Annotated in this window: 9 protein-coding genes; 6 read left to right on the top strand and 3 right to left on the bottom strand. The window is 72.9% G+C overall.

Translation table 11 applies throughout. The annotated features are described in order from the left end of the window. Positions 1-47 precede the first annotated feature (47 nt). From PUR71_RS31985 to PUR71_RS31975, 3 genes are all read left to right on the top strand, one after another. Positions 48-2,225, top strand: a complete 2,178-nt coding sequence (locus tag PUR71_RS31985; protein WP_329930669.1) for a protein kinase domain-containing protein — start codon at positions 48-50, stop codon at positions 2,223-2,225. Next, positions 2,218-2,724 carry a hypothetical protein gene (locus tag PUR71_RS31980; RefSeq protein ID WP_329930668.1) on the top strand — a complete coding sequence of 169 codons (507 nt, stop codon included), beginning with the start codon at positions 2,218-2,220 and terminating at the stop codon, positions 2,722-2,724. Before PUR71_RS31985 ends, PUR71_RS31980 begins: the two co-directional genes overlap by 8 nt. A gap of 629 nt (positions 2,725-3,353) precedes the next feature. Then, positions 3,354-4,994 carry a M4 family metallopeptidase gene (locus PUR71_RS31975; RefSeq protein ID WP_329930667.1) on the top strand — a complete coding sequence of 547 codons (1,641 nt, stop codon included), beginning with the start codon at positions 3,354-3,356 and terminating at the stop codon, positions 4,992-4,994. A gap of 203 nt (positions 4,995-5,197) precedes the next feature. Here PUR71_RS31975 and PUR71_RS31970 read toward each other — a convergent pair whose 3' ends face one another. The 3 genes from PUR71_RS31970 to PUR71_RS31960 form a co-directional block, all read right to left on the bottom strand. After that, positions 5,198-6,451 carry an MFS transporter gene (locus PUR71_RS31970; RefSeq protein WP_329930666.1) on the bottom strand — a complete coding sequence of 418 codons (1,254 nt, stop codon included), beginning with the start codon at positions 6,449-6,451 and terminating at the stop codon, positions 5,198-5,200. Positions 6,452-6,732: 281 nt separating this feature from the next. Continuing rightward, positions 6,733-7,695 carry an ABC transporter substrate-binding protein gene (locus tag PUR71_RS31965; protein ID WP_329930665.1) on the bottom strand — a complete coding sequence of 321 codons (963 nt, stop codon included), beginning with the start codon at positions 7,693-7,695 and terminating at the stop codon, positions 6,733-6,735. Positions 7,696-7,765: 70 nt separating this feature from the next. Beyond that, complete coding sequence (locus PUR71_RS31960; RefSeq protein WP_443077639.1) at positions 7,766-8,644, bottom strand: MerR family transcriptional regulator; 879 nt, start codon at positions 8,642-8,644, stop codon at positions 7,766-7,768. Positions 8,645-8,834: 190 nt separating this feature from the next. Between PUR71_RS31960 and PUR71_RS31955 the strand changes: the two genes are divergently transcribed. From PUR71_RS31955 to PUR71_RS31945, 3 genes are read left to right on the top strand one after another with little or no spacing between them, the layout of a single operon-like run. Beyond that, positions 8,835-10,448, top strand: coding sequence for a flavin-containing monooxygenase (locus PUR71_RS31955; protein WP_329930663.1), 1,614 nt, complete (start codon positions 8,835-8,837; stop codon positions 10,446-10,448). Continuing rightward, entirely contained in the window at positions 10,445-11,446 is a 1,002-nt protein-coding gene (locus tag PUR71_RS31950) for an alpha/beta fold hydrolase (protein WP_329930662.1), read from the top strand. The genes PUR71_RS31955 and PUR71_RS31950 overlap by 4 nt, the downstream gene beginning before the upstream one ends. Then, positions 11,443-12,354: an SDR family oxidoreductase gene (locus PUR71_RS31945; protein WP_329930661.1), complete on the top strand. Its 912-nt coding sequence runs from the start codon at positions 11,443-11,445 to the stop codon at positions 12,352-12,354. The genes PUR71_RS31950 and PUR71_RS31945 overlap by 4 nt, the downstream gene beginning before the upstream one ends. Positions 12,355-12,356 lie beyond the last annotated feature (2 nt).

Raw genomic sequence — 12,356 nt, 5'->3', positions numbered from 1 at the left:
GTGCCCGAAGGCCCGCTGGGGAGGGTCATGACATCTGGGGGCAGGGGATGACGGGACGGGGGACCGTGCTCGGCGGGCGCTACACGCTCACCGAGCGGATCGGTGGCGGGGGCATGGGCACCGTCTGGCGGGCCGACGACGGCGTGCTGGCGCGCCAGGTCGCCGTCAAGATCCTGCACTCGGCGCTGTTCGAGGACGGCACGTTCGTCCGACGCTTCCGGCGCGAGGCGCAGATGGTCGCCGCGATCGACCATCCCGGGATCGTCGACGTGTACGACTACGGCGAGAGCGGCTCGGACGGCAAGGGTCGTCCGGACGGCTCGGAGCACGAAGGCGGCGCCGCCGACGAGGACGACGCGGAGCGCTGCGCCTACATCGTGATGGAGCTGATCGAGGGCCGCCCGCTCGACCAGGTCCTCGCCGCCGACGGCCCGATGGCCCCCGAGCGGGCCTTCGCCCTGCTCGCGTCCGCGCTGGACGCCCTGCAGGCGGCTCACCGCCAGGGCATCGTCCACCGCGACATCAAGCCGTCGAACCTGATGGTGCGAGCCGACGGCCACGTCACCATCACCGACTTCGGCATCGCCCGCGCGGTCGCCAGCACCAAGATCACCGCTTCGCACGCCATCATCGGCACCGCGCTCTACATGGCGCCCGAGCAGGCCGAGGGCAAGGGCGGGGTCGCGCCGGCCTCCGACCTGTACTCGATCGGCGTGGTCGGCTTCGAACTCCTCACCGGGCGCCCGCCGTTCGAGGGCGACAGCGTGCTGGAGGTGGCGCTCAAGCACGTGCGCGAGCCCGCGCCGGAGCTGCCCGCCGCGTTCCCGCCCGCGGTGCGCCTCCTCGTGACGAGGGCGCTCGCGAAGGCGCCCGAGGACCGCTACGCCGACGCCGCCGCCATGGCCGCCGCGGCCCGGTCGGCGATCGGCGCTCCGGGCGCGGACGTGGTCCCGGAGGAGGTGGTGACGCGCGCTCTGGCCGCTGCCGCTGCCGCCGCTGCTGCCGCCGCTGCCGATGAGGAGGCCGAGGCGGCGTCAGCAGGCCCGGCAGGTCGTCGGCAGGGCAAGGACGGCCGGGGCGAGGACGGCCGGGGCGAGGACGGCCGGGGCGAGACGCCCGGCGGCACCGGCGGGGGAGCGCCGAACGAGGTCGCGAAGGTGGGCCCGCAGCAGGCCACCGAGCCGGGGCGGCGCCGGTCGCGGCGCGCGATGCTGGTGCCCGTCATCGTTCCGGTCGTCATCTCGGTGGGCACGGCGACCGTCCTGCTCGTCGACCGCGGCCCCGGCAGCGCGGGCGCTCAAACGCCGCCCGGCGCCCAGCCGACCGTCGCGACGGCCCCGGTGTCGCCGGGCGCCCCCGGCACGTCCGGGACGGACGCCGCGGCGACCCCGTCCGTGGCCGCCACGACGGCGGCCACCCCGCCACCGACCGACACCCCGGGCGCGTCCGCCGCGCCCAACCAGCAGCCGAACCCGGCGAATCAGCCGCAGGTGCCCGTCCCGGCGCCCGGTGGCGGCAACGGCGCGGGTGGCAACGCCGCGGCGTCGGGTGGCGGCCGTGGCGGCGGGGGCGCGGTCGGCGGCGGCGCAGCGGGTGGCGCGGCGTCGGGAGGCGGAGCGTCGGGCGGTCAGTCGAACCCGTCGGGTGGTGGGGGCGGGGCGGGCGGCACGGGCAACCAGCCGGCCAACAACGGCAATCCGCAGCCACAACCCCAGCCCGGTGGTGCGGCGGGTGGCGCGGCGGGCGGTGGCTCGCCGTCCGGCGGTGGCTCGCCCTCGGGCGGCGGGTCGGCCTCGACGCCGACGCAGGCCAGGCCGGCCGCGTGCGGCGGCAACGACTGGGTGAGCATCGTCAACGAGTCGTACCACCTCCCGCTCGGACTGCAGAACGACAACCTGTCGGCCGGCAACCCGGCGGTCCTGGGCGGTGCTTCGCAGTACGGCTGGATCGGCACGCTGGGTCCGGGCGACTACACCAACTACAACGCCTGCAACAAGGGTGGCCCCCTGCTCGTCCAGAACACGGACGGCACGGTCGGGCTGAACCCCGGCTGGAGCTACCTGACCGCCTGGGTGGTCCGGCCGGCGTCCACGTCGGGCACGTACACGCTGGCCGAGAACGGCGGCGCGCGGTGCCTGACCGCCAACGGCGAGGGCAGTCGCGTCACCATGACGGCCTGCACCGACGGCTTGAAGACCCAGCAGTGGCGGCTCACCAGTGGCTGAGGCCGCGGCGGCCGGGGACCGCTCCGACGGCTGCGGCTGCGGCTGCGGCTGCGGCCGTGGCTTCGGCTTCGGCTGCGACTGTGGCTCCGGCGGGGACGAACCGCGCCACCCCGTCGCCGGGATGACGATCAGCGTGCGGACCCGTCGCGACGTCGTGGTCGTCGACCCGGAACGCTTCCTGGTCGCGGCCCGGGCGGCCTTCCGCGAGCTGTACCCGGGCGCGGGCGAGGAGGACGCGCGCCGTCACGTCCGGGACGTGACGGACGCGGTGGACGTGCTGCTGGAGCGCGACGGCGTCCTCGCCCCCGGGCTGCGGGACGCGGGGGCCGGCGGGTGCGGGCCGCTGCCCGGGCGTCGCGTCCTGGACCGCCCCGACGGTCTCTCACCCGCGGGCGAGATCCAGCGGATCGTCCTCGACGACCCCAAGCCCTTGCAGGACGTCCTGCTCTTCCAACTCGCCGAGGACCGCGACCTGTTCGCACTGCCGCCGACCGAATGACCGGCGGGGACTCTCCCGCACCGCTGCACCCGGCGGGGCAGTCGGGCCGGCGGGTGTCCTTCCCGCGCCATTGGTACGGACCAGCGCGGAGAATCTCGACGATTCCCCAACTCTTCGACTGCGCACCGGAGTCGGACGAACACGCAAGTCAGCGCGGCTAGCAGACGCCTCCATCGCGGACAAGCGCGACCGGTGGCGGGACCTCGCCAAGCGGATGTCAAGACTCCGTGTGGAAAGTTTTACAGGCCTGTAAAACTCGTCCGGCGACCCGTCATTTCCCGCCCGTGGAAAGGCCGGCGCGACATCGGCGCAGGCCGGCGGGCATCGTTCGGGTGGTAACCCATGGCAAGGGTGGGCGGAACGTCCTGGTTTGCCCGGGTCGCCAGAGGTCCGTCCGATTGGCGGGACCTGGCCACTTGATGAAGTAGACCTGTCAAAACGCTTGTCGGGTTGTCATGCTTTTTTCCAGCCCCTCACCGGCAGCCCCCACCCCCACCCCTCGGTGGTCTGCCGTTCGATCGCAACGGGGCGACGTCACCCAGTGCCCGTCCCGCCCCACAGGTGCCGACCCCGGCCCCCGGGACGCGGCGCTACCGCGCACAGGCGCGGTTTCCCGGAAGGACTCGTACGTGAAGCGAAAGCTCGCAGCCGTCGCCGTGCTCTCGGCCACGGCCCTGCTGACCGGCGTGATCCAGGTGAGCACCACGGCGGCGCAGGCCGCCCCCACCCTCGCGCCGCAGGCGCAGGCCGCCCACCAGCACGCCGCCGTGCTCGCCGTGGCGAACGGTGAGGCCGGCCCGCTGGCCAAGCAGCTCGCCCTCGGAGACCAGGAGAAGCTGGTCGCCAAGGACGCGGTGATCGACGCCGACGGCACCCGCCACCTTCGCTTCGAGCGGACCTACGCCGGCCTGCCCGTCATCGGCGGCGACCTGGTGGTCCACCAGGCCAAGGACGGCGCGGTCAAGTCCGTGAACAAGGCCGTCGCGGCGCAGCTGAGCCTGCCGAGCCTCACGCCGCGGATCCCGGCCGACAAGGCCGCCGACAACGCGGCCGGCGCGGTGCGCGCCACCGTGGGCGTCACGCAGGACTCCGACGAGTCCCCGATGGCCGACGTGCACCAGGCCGGTGCCGCCGAGCTGGTCGTCTGGGCGACCGACGGCAGCCCGCGCCTGGCCTACCGGGTCCAGGTCGAGGGCACCCGTGCCGACGGCACCCCGAGCCGCCAGGTCCTCATCACCGACGCGGCCACCGGTGCGGTGCTGTCCACCCACGAGAAGATCGAGACCGCGGCCGGCACCGGCAACGGTGTCTTCGTCGGCAACGTCCAGCTCAACACGGCGCAGAGCGGCTCCTCCTACTCGCTCAAGGACGACTCGCGCGGCGGCCAGTCCACCAGCGACATGAGCAACGGCACCGCCGGCAGCGGCTCGCTGTTCGCCAACAGCACCAACAGCTTCGGCGACGGCACCGCCGGGAACCGCGAATCCGCCGCCGTGGACGCCCAGTTCGGCGCCGCCACCACGTGGGACTTCTACAAGAACACCTTCAGCCGCAACGGCATCCGCAACGACGGCGTCGGCGCCGCGAGCCGCGTGCACTACGGCTCCAACTACGTCAACGCGTTCTGGAGCGACGACTGCTTCTGCATGACCTACGGCGACGGCCAGGGCGACACCCACCCGCTGACCGAGATCGACGTGGCCGGCCACGAGATGACGCACGGCGTCACCGCCGCGACCGCCAACCTCAACTACTCCGGTGAGTCCGGCGGCCTCAACGAGGCCACCTCGGACATCATGGGCACGATGGTCGAGTGGTACGCCAAGCTGCCCGCGAACCCGCCGAACTACTGGATCGGCGAGCTCATCAACCTGAACGGCAACGGCAGCCCGCTGCGCTACATGGACCAGCCGAGCAAGGACGGTTCCTCGGCCGACTACTGGTCCGCCGACGTCGGCAACCTCGACGTGCACTACTCGTCGGGCGTGGCGAACCACTTCTTCTACCTGCTGGCCGAGGGCAGCGGCGCGAAGTCGATCAACGGGTTCGACTACAACAGCCCGACGTCCGACGGCTCGACGCTCGCGGGCATCGGGCGCGACAAGGCGGCCCAGATCTGGTACCGGGCGCTGACCACCTACTTCACCTCCACGACCGACTACGCGGGTGCCCGCGCGGCCACCCTCAGTGCGGCGAGCGACCTGTACGGGGCGAACAGCGCCGAGTACAACGCGGTCGCGGCCACCTGGACCGCGGTGAACGTCAACTGACGTCACATCAGTTCGCGTTCGGCCGTGGCGCGGTGACAGTGGCGCGGCGACCGCGGTGCAGTGACGCGGGACCGGTGGATCCGGTGCTGTGATGCACCTGCGGTGATGCAGGAGCGGTGATGCAGGTGCGGTGATACAAGAGGGGACGCGATGTTCCCGGTGGGGGCGGCGGTGGGGTGACCACCGGCGCCCCCGCTGCCGTTTCACGCGGTGGGCGACGCGGCCTCCGCGGGAACGGGTGTGGGCCGCGCCGTGTGCCGGCGCCGGAAGCGGTGCTCGGTCGCGGTGCAGGCGGTGAGGACCAGGGCGGTCGCCGCGGCTGCGGCCGTGACCGCGAAGGGCGCGCCCGGGGCGAAGTGGTCGGCCGCCCAGCCGCTGACGAAGGTGCCCGCCGACTGCGCCAGGATGAGGGCGCTGACCAGCGCCGCCATCGCCTCGCCGAGACGGGCGGCCGGCACCGTGCGCTCGACCAGGCCGAACATCGTGATCATCTGCGGCGCGACGGCGACCCCGAGGAGCCCGACCGCCGCGGTGAGCGCCGCGAGGCTCCCGTCGGCGAAGAGCAGGACGCAGGAGGCGGAGAACAGCAGTGCGGTGCCCGCCCGCAGACGTGGCGGCAGACCCCAGCGGGCGGGGAGCGAGGCGGTGGCGATGCCCGCGACCGAACTGGTGCAGCCCAGGAACCCGTACAGCAGCCCGGCGGCGCCCGGACGGCCCAGCGCCTCGGTGGTGGCGGTGATGCCGACCTGGACCGAGCCGAAGCAGGCGCCCAGCAGGGCCATCCCGGCCATGAGGAGGACGTACGGGGTGTTGAACAGGCGCTCGGCGGAACGGGATTGGGCGCGGACCGGGGCGGGAACGCCGGGCGCGGCGGTCGGGTGCAGCGCGAACAGGGTGGCACAGACGCCGGACAGCACCGCCGCGGTGAGCATCCCGGCGGACGGGGAGACGGTGGTGGCGAGCAGGCCGACGAGCGCCGGGCCGGCGGTGAAGCTCACCTCGTCGACGATCCCGTCCAGCGCCAGCACGGCCGAGGTCAACTCCGGTTCGCCGGCCGACAGTCGGACCCAGCGGCTGCGTGACAGCGGGCCGACCAGCGGGACGGACAGGCCGGTGAGTGCGGCGGGAGCGATCTGCCAGCCGAGCGCGAGGCCGTGCTCGGAGGCGGCGACCAGGGCGACCAGGGCGGCGGCGTTGACCAGGGCGGCGGCCAGCCCGACCGTGCGCTGCCCGCGCCGGTCCGCCAGCCGGCCGACGACCGGACCGCCGATCGCCTGACCGCCCGCCAGGGCGCCGGCCACCAGCGAACCGGACCACACGCTGCCGGTGTTGTGGCTGACCAGCAACAGGGTGCCGATCGGGCTCATCGCGTTCGGCAGCCGGCCGAGCAGCGACCACAGCAGCACCCGGCTGCCCGTCAGCTGCGTCGCCATGCGGAAGTTCACGGCCACGGACACGGGTGCAGGCCTCCTCTGCGGAACCGGTACGGGCGCCCGCCTCCCGTCTCCGGCCCGACCGGGTGACAGCGACCTGCGGGTGAGCCTAGACGGTAGAGGTGATGGCGGTGGTGCGGTAATCGTCCGATCACCCGGTGGATCGGGGGGTGGGGGATCGGTGGTTGGAGGAGTGGCCAAGGGGGCGGCGGGCGAGGGCGGATAACAGATGACAGATTTCATCATCTGTTACCTGTCGCCTGTCATCTGTTATCTGTTACCGGTTACCCGTCCGCCGTCAGCCGTCAGCCGCCCGCGAGGTCCTTCCGGATCTGGTCGAGGACCAGCCCGGCGCCCGTGTACCCGATGCCGAGCATCCACAGCCCGTCGTCCACCTGGAACACCCGGCCGTTGCGGACGGCGTCGAGGTTCTTCCACAACGCGCCGTCGAGGATCTTCGGCTGGTCGGACTTCGCCGCGTCCCCGTAGACCGAGTAGAAGATGACGTCGGCCGCGGCCCGGTCGACCTGCTCGGGGCTGATCTCCAGCGAGAACCCCGGCTTGTCCTGGTCGGCGGGCCGACCGACCCCGAGGTCCTTGAACAGCGAGCCGACGAACGTGTCGTTCAGGTAGAGCCTGGTCGGCGCGCCCGCGAGGAAGCGTGCCATCTCGACCTTGGTGGCTGCGGCCCTGGCGGGTCCACCGAGCGCGGTGACCACGTCGCGCACCTTCGCCTGGTACGCCGCCTCGGCCGTCGCCGCCTCCGCCTGTCGGCCCAGCGCCTCGGCGTGCAGCCGCGCGTTCTCCTTCCAGGTCGGTCCGGTGGTCTTGGACAGCACCGTCGGCGCGATCTTGGACAGCTGGTCGTACCGTTTGTCGTCGCGCACCTGGTTGCTCAGGATGAGGTCCGGCCGCAGCGCGGCGATCGCCTCCAGGTTGGGCTGGCCGATGGTGCCGACGGCCTTGGTGCCCGCGAGCCGGTCGCCGGGGAGGTAGTCGGGGAAGCCCGCGCCCTCGCTGACGGTGGTCGCGCCGACCGGCGCGATGCCGAGGGTGACGGCCGAGTCGAGCGCGTCCGTGTCCAGCACGACCACGCGGGACGCCCGGGCCGGTACGGTGCTCTCGCCGCGGACGTGCCGCACGGTCCGCGTTCCGGCCGAACTCGCGTAAGGCGAAGGACTGTTGGCTCCACATGCGGCGAGTGCGAGGCCCGGGGTCAGTCCGGCGGCGAGACCGAGGGCGGCGCGGCGGGTCAGGTGTCCGGGCATGGGCGGTTCCTCCGGTGGCGGGCCAACGGGCGGGCAGGGCGCGGGAATCCCTGCCCGTCACGCGTGCGCGCTACGCGTCGGAGCCGCCACCCTCGCCGCCGTTCTCTCCACTGTCCCCGCGGTCGTCCCCGCGGTCGTCCTGGTCACCCTTTGTTCCCTCTGTGTCCTCTGTGCCGTTCTCCCGCCGCTGGCGCAGCAGTTCGTCGTACTCGGCGTGCACGCGGCGGTCCATCGCGAGGGCGAACTGGGCGTCCACGACCGTCCGGGCCAGCGGGCGGACACGCAGGATGCGCTCGGTAAGCCGGGCGGCCTCGCCGGGCGGCAGCGGGGAGTCGGCTGACAGCGCGCCGAGGATGTGGTCGGTGACGACGTCGATGAAGATCTCGGCGATGGCGTCGACGTGCGCCTGGGTGCGCCGGCTGGCGTCCAGGACGGCCGACAGCGGGACGCCCTCCGCGACCAGCGCCGTCGTGGCGTCCATCAGGCGGCGGCTGATGTGGGTGATGCCGTCGTCGGTGACGGTGATGTAGCCCTGGGCGAGGGATTCGGCGGTGTTCTCCTCGGTGAGCTGGTCGCCGAAGCTGTCCTTGAGTTCGTCCCAGGTCAGGCGCACCGGCGTCTCGTCCGACCAGGGCGCGATGATGGCCGCCTCCAGGCCGATCAGCTCGGCGACGTCCCGCCCGCTCTCGCCGGCGCCGATGAGCTCGGTGATGCCGCCGAGGGTGTGGCCGCGTTCGAGCAGTTCGCCGATCATGCGCAGGCGGGCGAGGTGCTCCTCGCCGTACCAGGCGATCCGGCCCTCCCTGCGCGGCGGTTGGAGCAGTTTGCGCTCGCGGTAGAAGCGCAGTGTGCGGGTGGTGATTCCGGCCGCTTCGGCCAGTTCCTCCACCCGGTACTCGCGTTTTCTGTCGTCCGCAGCAGCTCTGGCCTTGTCCACGGCGATCAGCATAGGACGGTCCGCTGTGGCCGCCGCCCGAATCGGGGTGGCCGGCCGTCTTCCCAGTGCTGTCGGCAGGGGCTACTCTGCCAATCATGCCAGTGATTGCTGGCGTGGTTATCGGGATTCCGGGCAGAACACCCGGGAGAAGTTCCTCTTGGCGGAGAGCACGCGACCGCCCCCACCCTCAGGAGGACGCCGCATGGCATCCAGCACCAAGCGCCCCCGACCCGGCGGGTCCGCCGCCCCCGGGGCCGTCGCGCCCGCCGAGGCCGAAGCGGCCGAGGCGGCCGAGATCGTCCCGCACGTCCGGGTGGCGGTCGTCGGCGCCGGATTCGGGGGCCTGGGCGCCGCCGTCCGGCTGCGCCGGGCCGGGATCACGGACTTCGTCGTCCTGGAGCGCGCCGACTCGGTCGGTGGCACGTGGCGCGACAACAGCTATCCCGGGTGCGCCTGCGACGTGCCCTCGCACCTCTACTCCTTCTCCTTCGCACCCAACCCCGAGTGGCCGCGCAGCTTCTCCGGTCAGCCCGACATCCGCGCCTACCTGGAGAAGGTCGCCACCGTCTTCCGGCTCCGCCCCCACCTGCGCTACAACGCCGAGGTGCTGGAAGCCCGTTGGGAGAGCGAGCACACGCGCTGGCGGATCACCACCACGGCCGGCACGTGGACCGCCGACGCCATCGTCTCGGCCTCCGGCCCGCTCGCGGACCCGCAGATACCCGACCTGCCCGGCCTCGGCGGATTCACCGGCAAGGTGTTCCACTCCTCCCGCTGGGACCACGACTACGACCTCTCCGGCAAGCGCGTCGCGGTGGTCGGCACCGGCGCCTCCGCCGCCCAGATCATCCCGTCGATCCAGCCGAGCGTCGGCAAACTGACGGTCTTTCAGCGCACGCCCGCCTGGGTCCTGCCGCGCCGCGACCGCGAGATCACCCAGCTGGAGAAGTGGCTGCACGGCCGCTTCCCGGTGACCGGCAAGATCCGTAGGGGGACGCTCTTCGCGCTCCGCGAGCTCCAGGTCGACGCCTTCGTCCGCCGCCCCGCCCTGCTGCGCGCCGTCCAGCGGCTCGCCGAACACCACATAGCCCAGGGCGTCGGCGACCCCACGCTGCGCGCCAAGCTCACGCCGGACTACCGGATCGGCTGCAAGCGCATCCTGCTCAGCAACACGTACTACCCGGCGCTCGCCGCTGCCAACACCGAGGTCGTCGCCTCCGGCCTGCGCGAAGTCCGCGGCTCCACCCTGGTCGCGGCCGACGGCAGCGAGCACGAGGCGGACGCCATCGTCTTCGGCACCGGCTTCCACGTCACCGACATGCCCATCGGCGCACGGGTGTTCGGCGCCAACGGCACCAGCCTGGCCGAGGAATGGAAGGACGGCATGGAGGCGCTGCGCGGCTCGACCGTGCACGGCTTCCCGAACCTCTTCTTCGTGATCGGTCCCAACACCGGCCTCGGCAACAGCTCGATGATCCTCATGATCGAGTCGCAGCTGAACTACGTCGTCGACGCCCTCACCACGCTCGGCTCGATCGGCGCCGCCGCCATGCAGCCGACCGTCCGCGCCCAGCGCCAGTGGAACCTCGAACTCCAGCACCGGATGGACCGCACCGTCTGGTCCACCGGCGGCTGCCGCAGCTGGTACCAGGACCACAACGGCAAGAACACCGTGCTGTGGCCCGGTTCCACCACCGCCTTCCGCCGCGCCACCCGCAAGGTCGACCTCGGCGAGTACGAGCTCATCATGCGCAAGACGCCGGCCACTGCATCCGGCCCGGCACAGGCCCCGAGTGCCCAGGGGGTGTCGGCATGAGTCCGCAGCTCTCTCCTGACTGCGTACCGCCCGCACCCGTCGAGGAGTTGGCCGTCCGCTCCGCCGACGGGCTGCGCCTGCACGTCGAGATCCACGGCCAGCCCGGGGCGCCGACCATCGTGCTCGCCCACGGCTGGACCTGCTCCACCGCCTTCTGGGCGCCGGTGATCCGCCAACTCTCCGACCGGTACCGGCTCGTGGCCTACGACCAGCGCGGTCACGGGCACAGCGAGATCCCGCCGAGCGCCGCCCGCTACTCCACCCGGGCGCTCGCCGACGACCTGGCCGCCGTGCTCGCCCGGACCGTACCGGCGGGGGAACGGGCCGTCCTCGCCGGCCACAGCATGGGCGGGATGACCATCATGGCCGCCGGTGGACGGGCCGAGGTCGCCGACCGCACCGCCGCCGCCGTGCTCGTCTCCACCGGCCCGGGGCGACTGCTCGACGAACTCGCCGTCCTGCCCGAGTCGTTCCGCCCGGCCGGGCTGCGTCGCTTCCTGCACGGCCGTTTGCTCCACTCCCGGATGCCGCTCGGGCCGGTTTCGCCGGTGAGCCGCGCCGCGCTCAAGTTCGCGACGATGGGCCCGGATTCGCCCGCGGGCCGGGTCGAGGCGACGGCCCGGATCGTGCACGCCTGCCCGACCACCGTCCGTGCGCGCTGGGCGGGTGTCCTCGGACGGCTGGACGTCCTCGCCGGTCTCGGCCGCCTCGCCGCGCCGACGTCGGTCATCGCCGGCACCGCGGACCGGTTGACGCCACCGGTCCACGCCCACCGCATGGTCGCCGAACTCAGCGACCCGCAGGGGCTGTTGCTGTTGCCCGGGGTCGGCCACATGTCGCCGCTGGAGCGGCCGGTCGAGGTCGCGGCCGAGATCCATCGCATGGCCGCGGCCCACCTGACCGCGGACGGCGGCCCCGTCGGCGGTTCCGCGCCCGTTTTTTCTGTCTCCGATCCCGATGATTCCGACTCCGACTCCGAGAGGAGTGTCGTCGCATGAACGCCATCCCACCGCTGTCCGCCCAGGTCGTCGTCGTCACGGGGGCTGCCCGGGGCGTCGGCGCGTCGCTCGCGCGCAAGCTCGCGCGCCGCGGAGCGAAGGTCGCGCTGCTCGGGCTGGAGCCCGCCGAACTCAAGGACGTCGCCGCCCAGTGCGGGCCGACCGCGACGACGTGGGAGGTCGACGTCACCGACCTGGACGCTCTGAACGACGCCGCCCGGCGGATCAAGGAGCACTACGGCCGGATCGACACCGTCGTCGCCAACGCCGGGATCGCCATCGGCGGACCGCTGCTGGACAGCGACCACCGGGCGTTCAGCCGGGTGATCGAGGTGAACCTGCTGGGCAGCGTGGCCACCGCGCGGGCGTTCCTCCCGGCGCTCATCGAGAGCGGCGGTTACCTGCTCCAGATCGCCTCGCTGGCCGCCCTGACGCCGTCGCCGCTGATGAGCGCGTACTGCGCGAGCAAGTCGGGGGTGGAGGCCTTCGCCCACTCGATCCGCGGGGAGGTCGCCCACCAAGGGGTCAAGGTGGGTGTGGGGTACCTGAGCTGGACCGACACGGACATGGTGCGCGGCGCTGACGAGGACGCCGTCCTCAAGCAGATGCGCGGCCGCCTGCCGTGGCCCGCCAACAAGACCTACCCGCTGGAACCGGCCGTGGACCGGATCGTGGCCGGCATCGCCCGGCGCTCCGCGCACGTCTACGCCCAGGCCTGGCTGCGAGGCATGCAGCCGGTCCGCTGGTTGCTGCCGAGCCTCATCGCGGTCGTAGGTTCCCGCGACGTGGCCAGGCTGGCCCCGCAGCTGGCCGCGACCGCCGCCTCCCGCCTGCGCGCGGTCGGCGCGGGCGGCGCGGCCGACACGGTGGCGCGCAGCTCGGACAGCGGTGCGCGGGCGGACGGGTAACA

Origin of the sequence: Streptomyces sp. SP17BM10 (assembly GCF_036322405.1) — a bacterium.
Taxonomy (GTDB): domain Bacteria; phylum Actinomycetota; class Actinomycetes; order Streptomycetales; family Streptomycetaceae; genus Kitasatospora.
Note: the sequence above shows the minus strand (reverse complement) of the source record. Positions and strands in the feature narration are given on the sequence as shown.